15 protein-coding genes and 1 pseudogene are annotated in these 19,343 nt (G+C 69.5%); 8 read left to right on the top strand and 8 right to left on the bottom strand.

From position 1 onward, the window contains the following. Positions 1 to 7 precede the first annotated feature (7 nt). Entirely contained in the window at positions 8 to 1,210 is a 1,203-nt protein-coding gene (locus tag AB0B28_RS04435; RefSeq protein ID WP_360116346.1) for an LCP family protein, read from the bottom strand. Then, positions 1,207 to 2,268 (bottom strand): hypothetical protein, encoded by a 1,062-nt coding sequence (locus tag AB0B28_RS04430; RefSeq protein ID WP_360116343.1) that lies wholly within the window; start codon positions 2,266 to 2,268, stop codon positions 1,207 to 1,209. The genes AB0B28_RS04435 and AB0B28_RS04430 overlap by 4 nt, the downstream gene beginning before the upstream one ends. 50 nt (positions 2,269 to 2,318) lie before the next feature. Between AB0B28_RS04430 and AB0B28_RS04425 the strand changes: the two are divergent. Then, positions 2,319 to 3,935: pseudogene (locus tag AB0B28_RS04425) on the top strand (GGDEF domain-containing protein); the annotation flags it as partial. Here AB0B28_RS04425 and AB0B28_RS04420 read toward each other — a convergent pair. After that, positions 3,841 to 4,899: an endo alpha-1,4 polygalactosaminidase gene (locus tag AB0B28_RS04420; RefSeq protein ID WP_360116340.1), complete on the bottom strand. Its 1,059-nt coding sequence runs from the start codon at positions 4,897 to 4,899 to the stop codon at positions 3,841 to 3,843. The pseudogene AB0B28_RS04425 and the gene AB0B28_RS04420 overlap by 95 nt on opposite strands. A gap of 171 nt (positions 4,900 to 5,070) precedes the next feature. Next, on the bottom strand, positions 5,071 to 5,895 hold the full coding sequence (locus AB0B28_RS04415; RefSeq protein ID WP_360116337.1) for a P1 family peptidase: 825 nt from the start codon (positions 5,893 to 5,895) through the stop codon (positions 5,071 to 5,073). A gap of 316 nt (positions 5,896 to 6,211) precedes the next feature. On the opposite strand from AB0B28_RS04415, the gene AB0B28_RS04410 reads away from it, so the two are divergent. After that, positions 6,212 to 6,430: a hypothetical protein gene (locus tag AB0B28_RS04410; protein WP_360116334.1), complete on the top strand. Its 219-nt coding sequence runs from the start codon at positions 6,212 to 6,214 to the stop codon at positions 6,428 to 6,430. A gap of 213 nt (positions 6,431 to 6,643) precedes the next feature. Here AB0B28_RS04410 and glyA read toward each other — a convergent pair whose 3' ends face one another. Then, on the bottom strand, positions 6,644 to 7,918 hold the full coding sequence (gene glyA, locus AB0B28_RS04405) for a serine hydroxymethyltransferase (RefSeq protein WP_360116331.1): 1,275 nt from the start codon (positions 7,916 to 7,918) through the stop codon (positions 6,644 to 6,646). Between the two features lie 190 nt (positions 7,919 to 8,108). On the opposite strand from glyA, the gene AB0B28_RS04400 reads away from it, so the two are divergent. Then, entirely contained in the window at positions 8,109 to 9,392 is a 1,284-nt protein-coding gene (locus AB0B28_RS04400) for a hypothetical protein (protein ID WP_360116328.1), read from the top strand. A 40-nt stretch (positions 9,393 to 9,432) separates the two neighbouring features. Here AB0B28_RS04400 and AB0B28_RS04395 read toward each other — a convergent pair whose 3' ends face one another. Continuing rightward, positions 9,433 to 10,800 carry a glutamate--cysteine ligase gene (locus AB0B28_RS04395; protein ID WP_360116325.1) on the bottom strand — a complete coding sequence of 456 codons (1,368 nt, stop codon included), beginning with the start codon at positions 10,798 to 10,800 and terminating at the stop codon, positions 9,433 to 9,435. A gap of 388 nt (positions 10,801 to 11,188) precedes the next feature. Here AB0B28_RS04395 and AB0B28_RS04390 point away from each other — a divergent pair, with 388 nt between their 5' ends. Next, entirely contained in the window at positions 11,189 to 11,887 is a 699-nt protein-coding gene (locus AB0B28_RS04390) for a CDP-alcohol phosphatidyltransferase family protein (RefSeq protein ID WP_360116323.1), read from the top strand. A 68-nt stretch (positions 11,888 to 11,955) separates the two neighbouring features. Here AB0B28_RS04390 and AB0B28_RS04385 read toward each other — a convergent pair whose 3' ends face one another. Next, complete coding sequence (locus tag AB0B28_RS04385; RefSeq protein WP_360116320.1) at positions 11,956 to 13,125, bottom strand: glycosyltransferase family 4 protein; 1,170 nt, start codon at positions 13,123 to 13,125, stop codon at positions 11,956 to 11,958. A gap of 302 nt (positions 13,126 to 13,427) precedes the next feature. Between AB0B28_RS04385 and AB0B28_RS04380 the strand changes: the two genes are divergently transcribed. The 4 genes from AB0B28_RS04380 (at position 13,428) to AB0B28_RS04365 (ending at position 18,228) form a co-directional block, all read left to right on the top strand. Next, positions 13,428 to 14,885 carry a sugar transferase gene (locus AB0B28_RS04380; RefSeq protein ID WP_360116317.1) on the top strand — a complete coding sequence of 486 codons (1,458 nt, stop codon included), beginning with the start codon at positions 13,428 to 13,430 and terminating at the stop codon, positions 14,883 to 14,885. Between the two features lie 83 nt (positions 14,886 to 14,968). Beyond that, positions 14,969 to 15,916, top strand: coding sequence for a UDP-glucuronic acid decarboxylase family protein (locus AB0B28_RS04375; RefSeq protein WP_360116314.1), 948 nt, complete (start codon positions 14,969 to 14,971; stop codon positions 15,914 to 15,916). A 112-nt stretch (positions 15,917 to 16,028) separates the two neighbouring features. Beyond that, positions 16,029 to 17,183, top strand: coding sequence for an LCP family protein (locus AB0B28_RS04370; protein WP_360116311.1), 1,155 nt, complete (start codon positions 16,029 to 16,031; stop codon positions 17,181 to 17,183). A 226-nt stretch (positions 17,184 to 17,409) separates the two neighbouring features. Beyond that, a complete protein-coding gene (locus AB0B28_RS04365; protein ID WP_360116309.1) occupies positions 17,410 to 18,228 on the top strand; it encodes an SAM-dependent methyltransferase in 819 nt (272 codons plus the stop codon). 167 nt (positions 18,229 to 18,395) lie between these two features. Here the strand turns inward: AB0B28_RS04365 and AB0B28_RS04360 are convergent, their stop codons facing one another. Then, complete coding sequence (locus tag AB0B28_RS04360) at positions 18,396 to 19,280, bottom strand: helix-turn-helix transcriptional regulator (protein ID WP_360116306.1); 885 nt, start codon at positions 19,278 to 19,280, stop codon at positions 18,396 to 18,398. Between the last annotated feature and the right edge of the window lie 63 nt (positions 19,281 to 19,343).

Raw genomic sequence — 19,343 nt, 5'->3', positions numbered from 1 at the left:
CCAAGGGTCAGTACGGCATTATCCAAAGTGATAACGCTTCGGTAACGGCCCTGGGTTGCAGCCCGGACGCGTCTAATTCCGTCCCGTCGGTCGCGCCGTCCGAAGGAACCGCCTCTGACGCGTCCTCCGTCACCGTAGAGCATGTGGGCGTCGAATCGCCGCTCAGCCATTCGGGATGGTCGCACGCCCATTGGTCGAGCGTGTCGTTCTTGATGGCCTCCCACAGCGCGTCCGAGGCCGTCTCCTCGTCGGTGCCCTCGTGGATGAGCACGTACGAGGTCCCGTTCAAGTTGCCTTCCGAAGAGGGCGTGCCGATCGAGAGGATCTCGCCGGGGTCGACGTTGCGCATCTGCGTGATCATGTCGAACAGGTTGTAGCCGCCCACGTCCAGCGTGAGCGCGTCGCCGAAGCTGTTGAGCAGGTCCACGGCCTTGGTCGGGTCCGTGGCGTAGCCCTGCTCCTTGGCCCGCTCCAGGATCTTCTTGATGGCCTGCTGCTGCATCTTCTGGCGTCCGAAGTCGCCCCACGTGCCGTTGGCGTAGTCCTCTTCGGAGTCCCAGCCGTAGCGCTGGCGCACCAGGTCGAGCGCGTCCTTCTGGTCGTACTCGGCGCAGCCCTTGGGGAAGGTCTTGTCGGTGTGGATCGAGGTGATGTCGTGCCAGGGGCACAGCTCGATCGTGCCCAGCTCCCCGACCATGTCGAGGAAGCCCTCGAAGTTCGCGATCGCCGCGCCGTTGAACTGGACCCCGGTCAGGTTCGTGATCGTCTCGGCCGTGTTCTGGAACGACTCGCCCCAGTCCTCGGAGTACGCGAACGCCTCGGTCAGCTTCGTCTGCTGCGCTGGGATGCCCGAGGGGATGTCCACCAAGAGGTCACGCGGCAGCGAGATCATCGAGACCTGGGTGAGGTCCTCGTTGATGTGGATGATGAGGTTCGCGTCCGTGCGGGCCTCGCCGCCCGCGTCCACCCGCTCGTCGGTGCCCAGCACCAGGAAGTTCAGGGGCCCCTCGATGTCGGAGCCTTCGGATTCGACGCGCTGGTCGGCCAACAGGTCGGCCTGGTTGATCGAGTCGTTGACGAGGTTGAGACTGACCTGGCCCGCGATCGCTCCGCCGCCGGCGACCACCATCACCATAGATCCGCTGATCACCATCGCCTTCGCCCACCAAGGGGACGACGCTTTGGCAGCGTGTGTGATCGGGTCGCTCATTGCCTCTCCCGGAACTCCAGTGGGGTGCGGCGGCGCAGCCGGGGGTGGCTGGCCCGCTTTCTGGGGGTACACGCGCGGTTCGCCGGGGCGGTTGCGCGTTTCCGACGATAGTTCATTTCCACGCGGTAACCGCGTCCTGTACGGACCCTCTGGCTGTTCGGAGCCCCGAAAGCGGATAAACGGCTGAAATACAGTATGAGTCCGGACACAGCCAACATGAGGAAAATGCCGATTCCCAGCTTCACGGCGCTCCACGGCCGCTCCCCGAGCACCCGCCCCGACTCCCCGTGCACCGCCACCATCCGCCGCCGCCCCCGATGCGCGTACGACGCCAGCCACACCGGCAAGAGCACCAGCCGATACCCCAGGCCCGCGTACGCGGTGTCGATCGACGGCACGTGCTGCTCGTCCCCGCCCACCCGGATGCGCACCTCACGCTCCACCGCCGCCGCCATCCGGGCCTTCGCCAACTCCAAGCCCACCTCCGGCTCCAGGTCGTACCGCTGCACCCAGCACCCGTCGAGCTGCTCCATGCGGAACGGCAAAGCGTTCCCCAGCCGCCAGTCGCGCATCAGATCGGCCAGCATCCGGCCCTCCAGGCGCACCGTGGCCGGTATCGCCACCCCGGTGAAGTCCCGGTCGACCGTCCCCGCCGCCGGACGCCACCGCAGCGCCCGCACCCGGCTGCCCTTCCCGCCCGCGGCCCCGACCCGCATCCAGTAGTGCTCACCCCGGGCCGCCTTGAACCGCGAGCGCGTGCGCGCCTGCCACACCCAGTGCGGCACGAACGCGGCCCGGAACGTCGTCGACTCGTCGATTCGCCGCAGCTCGCGCGGGGCGAACGGCCGCCGCCGCGCCCAATCCCGCAGCAGCCGCCGCGCCGTGGCCCGCTCCACCGCGAACGGCACCAACGCGTCAGGGGCGACGATCGCCTCCGGCGTGTCGTCGGCGTACCGCAACCGCGGCTTCGGCTCCAGCGCGACCCAGTCGGGGTCGGCGATCCGCCGCGACGCGGGCCGCCCGTGCAGCTCGGTCCCGCAGACGCCGCAGGCGAGCACGGTCGCCCCGGGGGCCACCTCCAGCGGCTCGCCGCAGGAGGCACACGGACATGCAGGGAGCAAAGGCGCACCGACCTTCCGATTCGGGAACTGCCCCGACTCTAAGGGCTCGACGCGTCCGAGGGAGGAAAACGGTTCGGGCCCATGCGATCAGGGGACGCAATGCACACCCCGCACCGGACCTGCGGCACTGGATATATCGGGCCCGCGGTGGCAGGATAGAGCGCGTGACGCCACGGAGGGGGATCACGTCTACGCGTGACTATGCCGATCAGTACCGGCGTCTGCGCGGACTCATGCGATCGGGGCAGGTCGCCGAGGCCGTCTCGGAGGCCACCTGGATCGTCTACAACTCCGAGACCGCCCAGCAAAGGGCCCAGGCGTGGCTGTTCATCCTCCAAGGCCAGATCAACCAGCGGGCCATCGACAAGATCCCCGGCACGATCGACCAGGCCGGCACCGCCGTCGCCCGCTGCCGCGACCCCCGCCTCGACGGGAAGTACCACGCGCTCGCGGCCTGGTACTACCACCACCACATCAAGTCCCTAGACTTCACCGCGCAGCGCCTCGTGCTCGCGACCCGGGCGCTGCGGTCGATGACCGAGGCCAGCCAAGCGGCCGTCGACGCCTGGTACGACCTCGCGGTGATCCTCTCGAACTGCGGCTACCAGCAGCAGGCCGCCGGAGCCCTCGACCAGTGCCACACCCTCGCCGAACGCGCCAAGATCCCCCGCTCCTCAGTGGAAGGCGTGGAGATCCGGGTCCGGGACGCCCTGCTGCGCTACTACACCGGCGATCCGCGCGCCTGTACCGGCCAGCTGCGCCAAGAGCTGCGCCGCGTCAAGGCGAACCTGCACGACCTCGACACGCGCGAACTCGAATGGGTCCACTACGCGATCTCGCGGCTGAGCCTCCTTGGCTTCGGCGAGCAGTGGTCGGTCGAGCACCTACTCCCGCAAGAGACGTCTTCTGTAGAAGCGATGGACCTGCGCACCCTCGCGCGGGCCTCGCGCCTGATCGCCCAGGCCCGCGGCCTGGAGGCCCTCGAAGTGCTGGAGGCCAGGGAGATCGGCGACGAGACGCTCGGCGTCATGGAGCCCCAGCACCTGCGCTCGCTCGCGCTGGTCGCCAAGGGCGACCACGCGGCCTCGATCCTGGCCGCGCACGCGACCACGTACGCGCTGTACAAGCAGATCAACGAGTTCCACACGATCTACCTCGCCTCGGCCGCGGCCCTGGTCGACCACGACCAGTTGCGCCGCACCGCCGCGGGCTGGGCCGACCGGGCCAACACCGACGACCTGACGGGCCTGCCCAACCGCCGCCGCCTGGATGCTTTCTTGGCCGATGTGGACGGCGACGGGATGATCGCGGTGCTCGACCTCGACGGGTTCAAGGCGGTCAACGACACGCACGGTCACCAGGCCGGGGACGCGATCCTGCAACGCGTCGCGGCCCTGCTGTCGGGGGTGGTGCGCTCGGGGGACCTGTTGGCGCGCACGGGAGGCGACGAGTTCATCCTGGTGCTGCCGGGGGCCTCGGAGTACGACGCGGACGCGGTCTCGGAGCGCATCAGGATCGCCGTCGAGGCCGAGAAGTGGGAGTACTCGGTCCCGGGCACCCCGGTCGACGTGTCGATCGGCTGGGCCCGCCTGGCCGCCGGCGGCAACCCCGCGCAGACCCTGTGGGCCGCCGATCAGGCCATGTACCAGATGAAACGCTCGCGCAAGTGGGACGGCAATCCTTTAAGCACAGTTCGTTGATCTTGTCGAGGTCGCGTTCGGCCACCGCACTCGCGAAGCCCTCTTCGGCGTGGCTCGCGCACGCCGAGGCCACGTTCTCGGGTTCGATCGCGTAGTCGACGGCGAGGACGAGCTTCCCGGCCCCGGCGATGTCGCGCGTGTAGTCGAGGTTCTCGGCGCACCAGTCCTGGTCGCAGGGCTCGTCGGTGGCGAGGAAGAACAGCTCCTCGATCCCGATGCCGTCGATCGCTTCGAGGTAGCCGGGGTACTCGATGAGTTCGGGGGAGTTCTGCGGGATGATCAGGAGTTCCTCGCCCGCTTCGGCGGCGGCGGTCACGAGCTCGGCCATCTTGAGCGCGAGGCTCTCGCGGGTCTCGCCGGGGACCAGGTCGAGGTCGATCTCCTCGTACGCGTTTGGCACGTCCAGGTAGACCCCGTCGAATCCGGCCGCCTTGGCCTGGTCGAGGCGCGGCTCCATGACCAGGTCCCACCACTGCGGGTCCCAGTAGCGGACGAAGTACTCGTCGGGCCAGTCGCCCCACTGGTTGAGGGTGAGCCCGGCGGCTTCGACGGCCTGGTACTCGGGGCGGTAGGTCTCGATCGAGCCCATCGTGAAGTACGCGTAGACGCTCTTGCCGCTGTCCTTGACGGCCCCGATCTCGGCGGCGGTCCAGTAGCCCTCGCCGCCGTCGCGCGCGAGGTCGACCACGGCCGCGTCGTGCGGCGCGGCGGCCACGGCGTCGAGCCGGTCGTCCGCGTAGCCGCTGAGCTGGTAGAGCCAGGTGTCCGGCCAGTCTGCGGCGGGTTCGTTCGGCTCGGCGTCCGCATGTGCGGTGCAACCGGCGAGCACGAGTGCGGCGGCGGCGACGGCCGCGCTGAGGAGCCTCATGCGATCGAGCCTAGGCGAGCCGCGCTCACCAGTGCTGTTCGAAAGGGCGTGTCGGCCCCTCTGCGTAATGTTGAAAACGGGGGGTCCCAGGGGTGTCCGAAATGCGCAGACTCGCCGAGACGCTCCCGGAATCCGGGCCACGCTCCGCCCCGCGCTGCGCGAAACCGCTGGTCAGGCCGCGGTCCCGATCGCTTCGGCGACTGCTTCGACCGCCAGCGTCCGCACCACGTCCACCGACGCGGGAAGCGTCCCGGTCGACGCCGCGATGAACGCGTCGCCGTCCATCCTCGTATGCGCGGGGCTGATCGCCTTCGCGAGCCCGTCGTGCGCGCCCTGCGCGACCAGCGCGCAGTCGACCTTCGACAGCCGCGCGTTGGTCACCACCACCCCGATCGTGGTGTTGCGCCCGAACGTGCCGCTCGCGAACCCCTCGGGTCGCAGCAGCTCCCGGTCGAGCGGCCCCGGTTCGCCGAACGCGTTCACCGCCGCGAGCGCGGTCACCTGGACCGGCCCGGCCGCCACTGTCGCCGTGCGCAGCCCCGAGGGGAGCGTCACCCCGCGCCACTGCCCCACGGTCGCGCCGCGCCCCGCGCCGACCGGCCCGTCCAGCGCGGGCTCGAACGGGGCCATCGCCGCGTCGCAGGCCTCGTAGCCTTGCGCGGCGGCGGGCACGTTGCCGGTGCCGTCGAGGTCGAACAGGCCCAGGGTCGGCACGATCGGGACGGTCCCGCCCGGGGTGGCCACGCCGCGGCCGTGCTCGGCGAGCCAGCGCATCACCCCGTCGGCGGCGGCCAGGCCGAACGCCGAACCGCCGGTCAGCAGCACCGCGTCGATCCCGGTATTGGCCCTGAGGGGGTCGAGCAGCTCGATCTCGCGGCTGGCGGGGGCCCCACCGCGCACCTCGCCCGAAGCGACCGTGGCCTCCTCGAACAGCAGCACCGTGCAGCCGGTGTGCTCGCCGGTCCAGTGGCCGACGCGAACTCCCAAGTCCCGCATCCGGACAGACTACCTTCACCCGCCGGACACCCGCCGCCCGAATTCGCGGCCCGAACCGCCGTTCAGGCCTTTGTGGACAGTGTCGCGGGATACATGTGACCCACGCGAAATCCCTGGCTTTCACGGGCCCGGCGGTCCTAGCATTGTCAGTGAAGCCGGAGCACGGCGGAGGATCGGAACCCGAACCCCGCCCAGGCCCGGCCCCGAAGTGGCCGAGACGGCCGCAACGGCTCCCCCGCCGTCGACAATGGCGTCATCGACGAGCGGTCCCCCTTCAGAAACACAATCCGGCACACCCTGCCGGGAAGGAATCATCATGCACGAGTTCGTGGGTGCTTACCTCGCAGTCGACGCCGCCAACACCGAAGCCACCTCGGCCCTGCCGAACGCGCCGGTCGTTGACGATGGCCGGGCTCACAAGCCGTACGTCTTCGGCGTCACCCGTCCTGAGAAGGTCCGCCTCTCGACCGCCGGCGTCCTGCGCCGGGTGGCCGACCGCGTCGAGGGCCGCGCCCTCGCCGGCCTGGCCCGCTAGGTCCCCAGGCGAGCGCGCCCACAAGGCGCCTGGCCGCGACTGATCAACTGCAAACCCAAGAACGCGACGCGCGCGGCCGAAGAGCCGGGCGCGTTCCGTTTTCCCCGGCCACGGCAGATCCGATAGGATATATCCTATAGGATATAGGATCTCGTGCCCGAGCGCGGAAAAGACCCCCGTCCAATCGGACGAGGGCCTTCTTCGCTTGTGCCGCTAGGCCTTCCAGCCCGGAATCGGGAACGACTTCGTGTACTCGCGGATCTCGCCCGCGACCACGTCCAGCTCGGCGTCCTTGCCGTCCTTGGCCGCCGCGACGGCCCGGTCGATCCAGCCCGCGATCGCGTCCATGTCGCCCTCGACCATGCCGCGCGTGGTCACCGCGGAGGTGCCGATGCGCAGGCCCGACGGGTCGAAGGGCTTGCGCTGGTCGAACGGCACCGAGTTGAAGTTCAACTCGATCCCGGCCGCGTCCAGCGCCTTCGCCGCGGGCTTGCCGCCGATGTCCTTGCTGGTCAGGTCCGCCAAGATCAGGTGGTTGTCGGTCCCGCCCGAGACCAGGTCGAACCCGCGCGAGCTCAGGCCCTCGGCCAGCGCCTTCGCGTTCTTGACGATCTGCGCCGCGTAGTCCTTGAACGAGTCCTTCGCGGCCTCGCGCAGCGCGACGGCGATCGCGGCGGTGGTGTGGTTGTGCGGGCCGCCCTGGAGACCGGGGAAGACCGCCTTGTCGATGGCCTTCGCGTGCTCCTCGTTGGTGAGGATCATCGCCCCGCGCGGGCCGCGGAGGGTCTTGTGGGTGGTCGTGGTGACCACGTCGGCGTGCCCGACCGGGGTGGGGTGCGCCCCGCCCGCGACCAGGCCCGCGATGTGCGCGATGTCGGCCATGAGGATCGCGCCGACCTCGTCGGCGATGGCCTTGAAGCCCTCGAAGTCGACGGTGCGGGGGATCGCGGTGCCGCCGCAGATGATCATCTTCGGGCGTTCGCGGCGGGCGATCTCGGCGACCTCGTCGAGGTCGATGCGGCCGGTGTCGCGGCGGACCCCGTAGTGGACCGCGTCGAACCACTTGCCGGTGGCCGAGACCTTCGAGCCGTGGGTCAGGTGCCCGCCGGCGGGCAGCCCCATGCCCAGGACCTTGTCGCCCGGGGTCAGGAACGCCATGTAGACGGCCAGGTTCGCGGGCGACCCGGAGTAGGGCTGGACGTTGGCGTGGTCGGCCCCGAACAGGGCCTTCGCGCGTTCGACGGCGAGCTCTTCGACCTGGTCGATGAGCTGCTGGCCCTCGTAGTAGCGCTTCCCGGCGTACCCCTCGGAGTACTTGTTCGTCAGGATCGAGCCGGTCGCGTCCATGACCGCCTGGGACACGTAGTTCTCGGACGCGATGAGGCGGATCTTCTCCGACTCGCGGCGTCCCTCGGCTTCGATGAGCCGCTCGATCTCGGGGTCGGCGGCCGCGAGATTCGCGGTGAGGGCCTCGTAGGCGTCGGACATGCAATGCTCCTCGCTGATCGGCATGATCTCGCACGGCGACCGGGCAGGTGGCCTTGATGAAGCGAGCATAGCCGGGCCGGGCGGGCCGAGGCTTGGGCGTTTCCTCCCGTGTGAGACGCGAGGGGTGTCCGCACGCTCACTCGATCGGCCGTTCGAGACTCCATTGCGTACACGCAGTACGGTGCGACGTATGTCACCTAGATCTGCCGCCAAGACCGTGGCCGCGGGTTTCGCGGTCGCGGCGCTGGCCGCCCTCGCGCAGCTCGGGCTGGCCTACGGCTTCGGGCTCCTCTCCTGGGCCGAGGCCGCGCCCGGCACCTCCGACCAGGTCCTCGACTTCCGCTGGAACGCCAACCTCGCGTGGGTGGCCTGGTTCTCGGCCGCCTCCGGGGTGGTCGGGGGCCTGGCCTCCGGCGCGATCGGCTCGCGCGCCGCCGCGCGCCTGGGCGCTGCCACTCGCGTGGCCGCCGTGTTCGCGAGTGCGTTGGGCGCCTTCACCGTCGGTCCGCTCGTGGCCCTCTCGGCCGAGCAGGGCGCGGTGTTCGACGCGTTCCCGACCGATCCGCTCATCGCCTCCGGCCTCGGCGCGGCCGTGGGCTTCGTGCTCGCGCTCATCGGGCTCAGCTCGCGCTCGGTGGCGGTCAACGTGGGCGCTTCGGTGGCCCTGGTGTGGCTGCTGGCCGTGCTCTCGGTGTTCATCGAGGTCGGGGACCGCCTCTCGCCGGTCACCGAGCTGGCCGTGTGGGGCTCGTGGGCCGGGCCCGACTCGGCCCTGGGTCGCCGGGGCTTCTCGATCGCGGTCCCGTTCGTGGTCGGCTCGGCCCTCATCGGCGTGATCGTGGCGCTGTTCGCGCGCCGCGGCCCGATCACCAGCTCGGGGTACCGCATTGCCGCGGCCTCGGGGATCGCCGGGCCGCTCATCGTCACCGTGGCCCACCTCGTGGCCGGGCCCTCGCGGGTCGACAACGCCGAGTCGCTCGCGGTGATCCTGGTGGGCCCGTACGCGGCGATCGCCGGGCTCCTGGGTTCGCTCGTGGTCTGCGCGCTTCCCAAGGCGGGCGGGCAGATCGACGACGCGGTCGAGCAACCGGAGCCGCCCACGGGCCTGGTCGAGTCGACGCCGGGCTGGACCGTGCCCGAGCCGCCCTCGGTCTACGGCGGGGACACCAAGGACCTGCCCGCGGCCCCTGAGAAGCCGGAGAAGCCCAAGCGGCCCTCTCGGCGCGAGAAGCGCTTCGCGAAGCAGCACGAGCAGGGCCAGGCCAAGGCCGCCAAGCTCGAAGAGCAGAAGCGCGCCGAGTGGGAGCCCCAGGAGGGCGACGACGACCCGAACCCGGACGTGGACTGGGTGCAGGAGCTCAAGGCCGTCGACATGGACGAGTCCGAGCCCGCCCCCGAGCCGCCCAAGCCCCGCCGGGCCAAGAAGACCACGCGCGCCCGCCGCAAGCCCGCTTCAGAGGGCGACGACGCATAGACGAAGCGGCGCGGCCCCAGGGCCGCGCCGCTTCATTCGTTCAGACCTCCCACTCGTGCACGGGCCTGCCGTCGGCCGAGCGGGCCGCGTAGTCGAGGATCATGGCGCGCAACGCGTCCCGTCGTTCCATCCGGTGCCGGTGCTCGGCCACCTGGACCCGGGCGACCTGCCAGGACGCGCCGTTCACGCCTCTGCGGCACCGCGACTCGATCACCCCGAGGTACCGGTCGGCGTCGCGGCGGCTCACCCCGAGGAACGAGAGTCCCTCGGCCGCTGCGGGAAGCAGGTCTTCGAGCACGAGCTGGCGGGCCGAGACCAGGCCCCTCCCGGGCCAGATCTGGTCGGCCTGGATGCCGTGCCTGGCGGCCGCCTGGAAGTTCTTCGCGGCCTGCGCGAAGTCCATCCGCTCGTGCACGGGCTGCTCGGCCTCGGCGAAATGCGCCACCAGGCCGTAGAACAGGGCCATGTTCGCGCAGATGTCGATCGCCGTGGGCCCGGCCGCGACCACCCGGTTCTCCACGCGCACATGGGGTCTTCCCCCGGCCACGTCGTACACCGGCCGGTTCCATCGGTACACGGTCCCGTTGTGGTACCGAAGCTCCTTGAGCGTCGGGACCCCGCCGACGGCCATCACCGCGGCGGGGTCCTCCTCGTCGCACAGTGGTAAAAGCGGTGCGAAATGCCGGTAGTTCTCGTCGAAGAGGTCGAGCACGCCGCCGATCCACTGCTCCCCGAACCAGGCCCGCGGCCGCGCGCCCGCCCGCCGCTGCTGCGCGCGGCGCGTGTCGGTGCCCTGCTCGAACAGGATCACCCGGGTCTCGGCCCACAGCTGGCGCCCGAACAGGTACGGCGAGTTCGCGCCCATCGCGACCTGCACGCCCGCGATCGCCTGCGCCGCGTTCCAATAGCGGGCGAAGTCCTCAGGGGACACTTGCAGGTGGAACTGCACGGAGGTGTTCGCCGATTCCGGCGCGATCGTGGCGGAGGAGTAGTCCACCGACTCGGCCCCGTGGATGTCGATGCGCAGCGCCTCGCCCCGCTGCTGCATGATCTCGTCGTTGAGGACCCGGTACCGCTTGGTGCGCGAGAGCGCCTCGACGCTCATGTGGTCGGTGAACAGCGTCGGCATCGTCCCTATGGGACAGATGTGGACGCCGGCCTTGTCGCCCGCCTCCCGCACTTCGGCGAGGATCGCGGCCAGATCGCTTTCGTACCAGGAGATCCCGGCCCCGTCGAGGAGCCTGGGCGGCAGGTTCAATTCGATGTTGAACGCGCCCAGTTCATGCTGGGCGCTGTAGAGGGCGTCCTCGTCGCCGGTGGTGTGCAGGTGTTCCAGGACGGCGTCGTTCGCGAACGCCGGGTCACCGGTGGGCTCGACGAGATCGAGCTCCAATTCGAGTCCTGTCATCGGGCGGCCCCGATCGAGTCTCCGGTCGTGCAGCAGTTGCGCGAGGGCCGCTCGTCCTGCCTGGAGTCTCGCCGTGTACGCGGGATGGTCCCAGTGCCGCAAGGCAGAACCGGTCACCTCGTCCCCCATGTTTCCTCCCCAGGAATCTATGGTCTGTCAACTCTAGGACGGTAGGTCATGTGCTGGCTACCAAAGATGAAGAAGTTTCGTCCCAAATGGCGCGGATCGCGACCATATTAGGGAGCGGCCCCTCCGCGTGGTGTCGGGATCTTGACACAACCTGGTTCCAGGACTTGACGCTCAGTGCCGGACCGGTTCACCGCAAGCGTCTTCTGAGTCACGACAGCGGCCGCTCGGGCACCGATCGCGCGGTGTATAGGATCGCCGCGTGACCGCACAGCGCCCGTCCCACCGGCCCGCCGACTTCCTCGCCGCCAACCGCGGCGGCGGGCTCGCGACCCTCCTCGACCAGCGTGGAGGAGCCGTCTTCGCATACGCCGCATGGCGAATGGGCCTCAAGCCGACCCACCTGACGCTCCTCAATCTCGTCATCGGCCTGGCCGCCTCGATCGGCGTCATCGCCTACATCCCGGCCGCGCGGGACGGCGCGCCGTGGTGGCCGGTCGCGATCGCCGCGCTCGTCCTGTGGCACGTGGCCTACATGCTCGACTGCGCCGACGGCCAACTCGCCCGCGTCACCGGCACCGGCTCCGACGCGGGCGCGCGCGTGGACATCCTCAGCGACATCGCGATCCAGACCTCGGTCGTGGCCGTGGTCGTGGCGGTCGTGAACGCCTACACTCCCGAGATTCCGGCCTGGTGCGGCGCGGCCTTCGCCGCGCTGTGGATGACGAACCTCGTCACCGCCGTCATGGCCAAAGAGGACACCGGCGTCTCGATGATCACCAACACGAGCCTCGCGGTGCGCCTGGTCAAACTCGTGCGCGACTACGGCTTCGTCGTCGCCGTCATCGCCCTCGCGCTGCTGTGGCCCTCGCTCATGTTCATCGTCATGCTCGGCTTCGGCGCGGTCAACGGCCTGTTCCTCCTCGCGAGCATCGCCACCAACGCCCGCGCGACCCTATAGGATATAGGATATATCCTGCACGATCCTCGGACTCGACTGCGTGAATCGTATATCCTATAGGATATATCCTATACGGGATGCGGCGCGGCGAGCAGTTCCTCGTAGATCTCGATGAGCCTGCGCAGCGTCACCTCGGGCGCGAACACCGACTCGTAACGAGCCCTCGCGTTCGCCGCGTAAGACGGGTCCTTCGCCACGGTTTCCAGGCCGCGCGCGAGCGCCTCGGCGGTCGGTTCGACCGCCACACCCGCCGGAGCCTCCGTGCCCGCCCCCGCGATGAACGGCGCGCCGCCCATCCGCGTGGCCACGATCGCCCGGCCGCTGGCGAGCGCCTCGATGCCCGTGGTCGGCAGGATGTCCTGCCAGATGGAAGGCACCACCATCGCGCTCGCGGCCGCGAGCGCCGCCTGCATCCCCTCGGCGTCGAGCTGCCCCAGATACTCCACTTCCCCGCGCGCGGCAGCCGCCTCCACGAGCGGGCGCAGCGGCCCGTCCCCGGCGATCCGCAGCGCAGTCCCCGGCAGATCCACCTGCCGCCACGCCTCCAGCAGCAGCTCCACGCCCTTCTCGGGCACGAGCCGGGCCCCGAACAGGAACCCCTCGCCCAGCGGCACGATCCCCGGGTCGGCCACCGCGTTCGGTTTGACGCGGATGCGCTCTTCTTCTATGCCGATGCTGCGCAGATACGCGGCCATCGCGTCGGTGAGCGCCACGAACCGGTCCACGCCGCGCCAGGTGCCCTGGTGCGCGCCCAGCGTCACGGCCATGATCGCCGACTGCGGCCGCGAGCCGCGGTAGCAGCCGTGCAGCACGCCCGGCGCGTTCCAGCGCTTGCCGTGGCAGTCGCGGCAGTCGTGCCCGTCCCTGAAGTAGAGCCCGTTCATGCAGTCGTGCCGGTAGTTGTGAATGGTCTGCACGACCTTGACGCCCATGCGCTGCGCCGTCTTGACCACCGAAGGCGACAGGAGCGGATACGGGTTGTGCAGGTGCAGCAGGTCGGGGCGCTCGCGCTCGAAGAGCGCGGCGAGGTCCCTCTGCGTCCCGGCCGCGTGGATCGGGGAGACCGCGAGCGCCGCCTTCCTATGTGGAGGCAGCGCGGCGATCTCGTCGGAGGACCGCTGGAACGGGACCACCTCGACACCGGCCTCGGCCAGGGCCCCGATCTCGTAGTCGACGATGGTGTTCTCGCCCGAAGGCTGCGCCGAGGAATAGCGGTTGTGGGCGATGACGATCTTCACGCGTCCTCCGGGTGGCGCGAACTGCTTTCGGATCGGCCGAAGATACCGCAGCGGCAGAATAGGTGTAGGTTGTCGGGTACCGTGTCAGCGGGCCGCCCAGCTCGAGAAGACGCTCTCACCGACGCAGCGCCGATCTCCACCCGCGGACACTCACCTCCACCGTAAGCTGACGACCGCAGGGATGTGCAGTGGCTACGAGCCTGGAACGTCCAGCAAAAGACCTCCACGGACGTGGAAACACTCCGCGCGGACGGACGGGGACCCAGGTGGCCGGTGCGCACAAGAGCGGAGACCCCCAGCTCGTGACGAACGGGGTCACCCGGTCGGCCTGGCGCCGCCTGGTCCGCGCCTCCAACTGGCACCGCTACTACCAGGGCGCGCTCGTCGGCGTCGACCTCCTCGGCGCGATCCTCGCCTCCGTCATCGCCGTCAACCTCACCCCCACCCCGCACGCCGGCTTCGACACCACCGACCAGATCAGCTTCTTCAACCTCACCGTGTGGCTGCTGCTGCCCCTGGCCTGGCTGCTGTCGCTGTGGGGCACCGGCTCCTACGACCGCCGCTACTTCGGCATGGGCAACGAGGAGTTCAAGCGGGTCACCCGCGCGGCGATGTTCATGCTCGCGCTGGTCTCGTTCGTGGCCCTGACGTTCAAGGCCGACGTCTCGCGAGCCGCGGTCGCGGTGATCCTGCTGGCCGCGGTCCTGTTCATCTGCGCGTTCCGCCTCGGCGCCCGCTACGGCCTGCACCGGATGCGCGCCAGCGGCCGCGGGGTCCAGCGGGTCCTGCTCATCGGGGCCTACCCCGAGGCCCTGGAGGTCTACCGGACGGTGCGCCGCGCGCCCGGCGCGGGCCTGGTCCCGGTCGGGATCTACGTCACCGAGGGCGCGTCCTCGGTGCGCAACCTCGACACCCCGGTCCCGGTCTTCGCCGGGACCGACGTCGTGACCTGCGCCGAGCAGCTCGAAGCCGACACGCTCGCGGTGTGCGGCTCGGCCTCGGCCGACGCGGCCGACCTGCGCCGCCTCGCGTGGCAGCTCGAAGGCACCGGCCGCGACCTGGTGGTCGCGCCGCAGCTCACCGACATCGCCGGGCCCCGCGTCCACATCCGCCCGGTCGAGGGCCTGCCGCTGCTCCACGTCGAGGAGCCCAAGATCTCCGGCGTCGGCTGGCTGATCAAGAACGTGCTCGACATCTCCTGGTCGGTGCTCGGCCTGGCGATCCTCTCGCCGCTGTTCCTGGCGGTGGCCATCGCGATCAAGGTCGACAGCCCCGGCCCGGTGTTCTTCCGCCAGAACCGGGTCGGCCGCGACGGCGAGACGTTCTCGTGCTGGAAGTTCCGCACCATGTACATCGACGCCGAGGAGCGCCAGGCCGCGCTCATGATGCACAACGAGACCGACGGCCTGCTGTTCAAGATGAAGGACGACCCGCGCATCACCAACGTCGGTAAGTGGCTTCGGCGCACCTCGATCGACGAGTTCCCGCAGCTGATCAACGTCGTGCGCGGTGAGATGAGTCTCGTGGGGCCCCGCCCGCTCCCGGCCGAGAACGGCGACTTCCTCGGCGACGTGCGCCGCCGCCTCCTGGTGCGCCCCGGGATCACCGGCCTGTGGCAGGTCTCGGGCCGCTCCGACCTGTCCTGGGACGACGCGGTCCGCCTCGACCTCTATTACGTGGACAACTGGTCGCTGACGACCGACCTCCAGATCCTGTTCCGCACTGTCGCTGTAGTGTTGCGCCGAAAGGGCGCGTACTGACCGGCGATTCGGCCGCGCCCTGAGCGAACACACAGCTTGCGCCCAGGTGAACACCAGGCCAATCCTGATAATCTGGGAAATTGATGACTACTTACGGAATCGGCAGCCGCATCCTCGTGACCGGAGGCGCGGGCCTGGTGGGAAGCCACCTGGTCGACGCGCTCCTCGCGAAGGGCTGCGACGTGACCGCTGTCGACAACTTCTCCACCGGCTCGCGCGAGAACCTCGACGCGCACCCGAACCTCACCCTGGTCGAGGCCGACGTCACCGAGGGCCTGCCCGTCGGCGACGCGCCCTTCGACGCGGTCCTGCACTTCGCGTGCCCGGCCAGCCCCGTGGACTTCGAGACCCTCCCGGTCGAGATCCTCCGCGTCGACTCGATCGGCACCCTCCACGCCCTCGACCGCGCGCTCGCCGACGGGGCCCGCTTCCTCATGGCCTCCACCTCCGAGGTCTACGGCGACCCGCTCGTGCACCCGCAGCCGGAGTCGTACTGGGGCAACGTGAACCCGATCGGGATCCGCTCCTGCTACGACGAGGCCAAGCGCTTCTCCGAGGCCGCCGTCGCCGCCTACCACCGGCACAAGGGCCTGGACGCGGCGATCGTGCGGATCTTCAACACCTACGGCCCGCGCATGCGCCCCGACGACGGCCGCGTCATCCCCAACTTCATCAGCCAGGCCCTCGCGGGCGAGCCGCTCACCGTCTACGGCGACGGCACCCAGACCCGCTCGCTGTGCTACGTCGACGACCTGGTCCGCGGCCTGGTCATGCTCCTGGAGTCGTCCGAGTACGGCCCGGTCAACCTCGGCACCGAGTACGAGCTGACGGTGCGCGAGATGGCCGAGATCATCCTGCGCCTGACCGGTTCGGCCTCGAAGATCGAGTACCGCGAACGGCCCTCGGACGACCCCGAGCGCCGCCGCCCCGACCTCACCCGGGCCCGCGAACTGCTCGGATACGAGCCGCAGGTCCACTATGAGGCCGGTCTCAAGTCGACCATCGACGACTTCGTCACCCGCGCCCGATAACGCTCGCTCCCTGCGGATTCGCCGAGACGCGGCTCACGCCGCTCCGGCCACACCGGACCGTCGCGCCAGCTCGGGTGCGCGGCCGCGAGCGGTCACCACGTAAGCTGACCGCATGACGTACTCCGGTTCCAACTACCGCGGCAGCGCCTCCGTGCCCCCCGGGGACGGCGGGGGCGGCGCGCGCGTCGCCGCCGCGGCGACCGGCGGTCCGACCCGGCGCGGCCTCATCGGCTCGGGGATCGGCCTGGTGGCCTCCATCGCGGCCACCGGCGGCGGCTTCGCCGTCTGGTCGACCGCCAACAAGACCAACCTCGACCTCGATCGCCCATTCGACCTCGACGCGATCCCGGACGAGAACCGCCCCGACAAGCTCAACGGGGCCCTCAACATCCTCGTGATCGGCTCCGACCACCGCGAGGGCAACGCCGAAGAGGACGCCCGCAGCGACACGGTCATCCTCATGCACGTCAACGAGGACGGCACCGAGGCCCACGGCGTCTCGATCCCGCGCGACCTGTACGTGCACATCCCCGAGTACGCCGAGGCCTCGTACTACCCCGACTACACCGGCGTCGACACGAAGTTCAACGCCGCCTACGCGTGGGGCGGGGTGCCGCTGACGGTGCTCACCGTCGAGGACTTCACCGGCGTGCGCATCGACCACGTCGTGGAGATCAACTTCGCGGGCCTGGTGCAGGTCGTCGACGCGCTCGGCGGCGTCGAGATGAACATCGAGTGGGCCGACCACCCCAACTACTACGACGAGACCGGCGTCACCTCCATCCACGGCGAGGAGCGGTACTTCCCCAAGGGCCCGAACCACCTCACCGGCGAAGAGGCCCTCGACTACGTGCGCCAGCGCTACCAGTGGCAGCGCGGCGACTTCGCCCGCATGCAGCACCAGCAGGAGCTCATCAAGGCGATCATGGACTCCGCGCTGAGCGCGGGCGTCCTCACCAGCCGCGACACGCTCACCAGCTTCATCGACTCGACCTCGGACGCGGTCAAGGTCGACACCGAGTTCAACGTGGTCTCGACCGCGATCAGCCTCATGGGGCTGCGCAGCGACGACCTGGTGTTCATGACCACCCCGAACCTCGGCACCGGCGACATCAACGGCAACTCGGTCGTCGTGTACACGTGGGACCTGGAGAACCCCGAGTCCGACAACCCCGAGGCCGTCAGTCTGTGGGAGGCGATCCGAGAGGACGAGGTCGCGGCGTGGGTCGCGGCCAACCCCGAGGCCTCCGGTCAAGGGGACGAATAGGACCGACGCCGCTCGCAGCGGCGCAGCGCAGGGCCCGGGCGGGATTCGCCCGGGCCCTGCGGCGTTTCTCAGTGGCGATCACTTGTCATCGTAAGTGCTTGGTGCGCTTGATGATTCATTTGAGAATCAATGGGGACTGTGTGGCTCGATGGGGTGATCCCCAAGCCCGACAGTGTGATCAAGGTCGTACTATGTGCGCAACGTTCCTTCGAAGAAGAGGTGGCAGATGGCAGAGAACGAAGCACCGACCCCCGATTTCGACATCTCCAGGCCCACCATCGCCCGCGTCTACGACGCGATCCTCGGCGGGAAGGACAACTTCGCTCCCGACCGCGAGGGCGCGGCGATCTACGCCAAGCACGTCCCGGCGGCGCGCGAGGTGGCGCGCGACAACCGCGAGGGCCTGCGCAAGGGCGTGAAGTACCTGGCCGAGCAGGGTATCGACCAGTTCCTCGACATCGGCGCGGGCCTGCCCACGATGGAGAACACGCACCAGGTCGCGCAGGCGGTCAACCCCGACGCCAAGGTCGTCTACGTCGACAACGACCCGATCGTGCTCGCGCACGGCCGGGCCCTGCTGGCCACCAACGACAACACCACGGTGGTCACAGCCGACCTGCGCGACCCGCAGAGCATCCTCGACCACGAGGACGTCAAGTCCATGCTCGACTTCACCCGCCCGATCGGGCTCATGGTGGTCGGGCTCCACATGCACTTCCACGACGACGAGCAGCCCGACGAGTGGGTGCGGGTCCTCCTCGACGCGTGCCCTTCGGGTTCTTACCTGCTCATCACCGACTTCGTGGACACCGGTGAGGAGCTCCAGAAGGCCATCGAGAAGGCCGGCCTGGAGAGCCTGGGCAACGGCTGGATCCGGACCCCCGAGCGCATCACCGAGCACTTCCTGGGCCTGCCCCTGGTCCCGCCGGGGCTGGACTTCGTCCGCCGCTGGTTCCCCGGCGAGCCCGACCGCGAGGTCCCGGCCGTCGAGGAGCTGGAGCCCCACCACCGCATCATGATGGGCGCCATCGGGTTCAAGGAATAGCCGACGAATCGAAGGCGCGCGGGGCGACCCGCGCGCCTTCGTCGTGTCTGGAGGGGCCTTCGCGGGCCCTGAGCGCCTCTGTAGGGCCTCAAGACACGCCGATCCCTCACCCGATCGGGTGAACTTGCGGAATTGCGGCTGAGGCGTCCAGAGGGCCCGGTTCGTCACTAACTGTAGTGATCGCGTAGGAATTTCCGGAGCACGTCGGGGGTGTCCCGCGGCTGGGTCGCCTGCGAGCAGATGTGCTCCATCGCCGCGCGGTAGGCGTCCACTTCGCTGTCCTTCTCCAGGTACACGCCGCTGGTGAGGTGTTCGAGGTAGATGACGTCCTTGAGTTCCTCGTACGCGAAGCGCAGCCACGTGAACGGCGCGCCCGCACCGGAGTGCGCGCCGGAGGAGAACGGCACGATCTGGATGCGCACGTTGGGCCGGTCGCACGCGTCGATGAGGAACTGGATCTGCTCGCGCATGACCGCGGCGCCGCCGAAGGGCCGGTGGAACGCGGCCTCGTCGATGACCGCCCACAGCTCGGTGTGGTGGTCCTTCTGGTCGAGTACGTCCTGGCGCTGCATGCGCACGTTGACGCGGTTGTCGATCTCCTGCAACGGGGTGTGGCCGTAGCCGAGCATCATCACCGAGCGGGCGTACTCGCGGGTCTGGAGCAGGCCGGGGACCAGCTGGACCTCGTAGGTCCGGATCATGGAGGAGGCGCCCTCCATGTCGAGGTAGGTGTTGAACCAGTTGGGCAGCGAGTCGCTGTAGCGGTGGAAGCGGCTGGGCCGGTTGGCCTCGCGGGCGAGCTCGACCATGTGTTCGATCTCGTCCTGGTCGGTCACCCCGTACATGCTCATGAGGTCTTCGATGTCGCGCATCCGGAACGAGACGCGGCCCAGCTCCATACGGCTGATCTTGGACTCGGAGCCGCGGATCTCGTAGGCCGCCTCCTCGCGGGAGATGTCGGCGGCCTGCCGCAGGCGGCGGAGGTTGCTGCCCACGATGACGCGCAGGGTGGTGGGACCGGTCGGGGTCTCCTCCGCACCTGGCCTCGCCATGTCCTCACCTCCTCGCGTTCGGGTGTCGCTCCGTGAACGGAAAACTCACCCTGACAGGGTAGC

The sequence above is a fragment of the Glycomyces sp. NPDC046736 genome, from assembly GCF_040645615.1.
Classification (GTDB): Bacteria; Actinomycetota; Actinomycetes; order Mycobacteriales; family Micromonosporaceae; genus Glycomyces.
The sequence above is the reverse complement of the archived record's forward strand: the minus strand, read 5'-3'. Positions and strand labels throughout refer to the sequence as shown.

Excerpts from the sequence above, each read along its gene's own strand:
- AB0B28_RS04435 (WP_360116346.1), bottom strand. The coding sequence starts at position 1,210 with ATGAGCGACCCGATCACACACGCTGCCAAAGCGTCGTCCCCTTGGTGG.
- AB0B28_RS04420 (WP_360116340.1), bottom strand. The coding sequence starts at position 4,899 with ATGAGGCTCCTCAGCGCGGCCGTCGCCGCCGCCGCACTCGTGCTCGCC.
- AB0B28_RS04415 (WP_360116337.1), bottom strand. The coding sequence starts at position 5,895 with ATGCGGGACTTGGGAGTTCGCGTCGGCCACTGGACCGGCGAGCACACC.
- AB0B28_RS04410 (WP_360116334.1), top strand. The coding sequence starts at position 6,212 with ATGCACGAGTTCGTGGGTGCTTACCTCGCAGTCGACGCCGCCAACACC.
- glyA (WP_360116331.1), bottom strand. The coding sequence starts at position 7,918 with ATGTCCGACGCCTACGAGGCCCTCACCGCGAATCTCGCGGCCGCCGAC.
- AB0B28_RS04400 (WP_360116328.1), top strand. The coding sequence starts at position 8,109 with ATGTCACCTAGATCTGCCGCCAAGACCGTGGCCGCGGGTTTCGCGGTC.
- AB0B28_RS04395 (WP_360116325.1), bottom strand. The coding sequence starts at position 10,800 with ATGACAGGACTCGAATTGGAGCTCGATCTCGTCGAGCCCACCGGTGAC.
- AB0B28_RS04375 (WP_360116314.1), top strand. The coding sequence starts at position 14,969 with ATGACTACTTACGGAATCGGCAGCCGCATCCTCGTGACCGGAGGCGCG.
- AB0B28_RS04370 (WP_360116311.1), top strand. The coding sequence starts at position 16,029 with ATGACGTACTCCGGTTCCAACTACCGCGGCAGCGCCTCCGTGCCCCCC.
- AB0B28_RS04365 (WP_360116309.1), top strand. The coding sequence starts at position 17,410 with ATGGCAGAGAACGAAGCACCGACCCCCGATTTCGACATCTCCAGGCCC.
- AB0B28_RS04360 (WP_360116306.1), bottom strand. The coding sequence starts at position 19,280 with ATGGCGAGGCCAGGTGCGGAGGAGACCCCGACCGGTCCCACCACCCTG.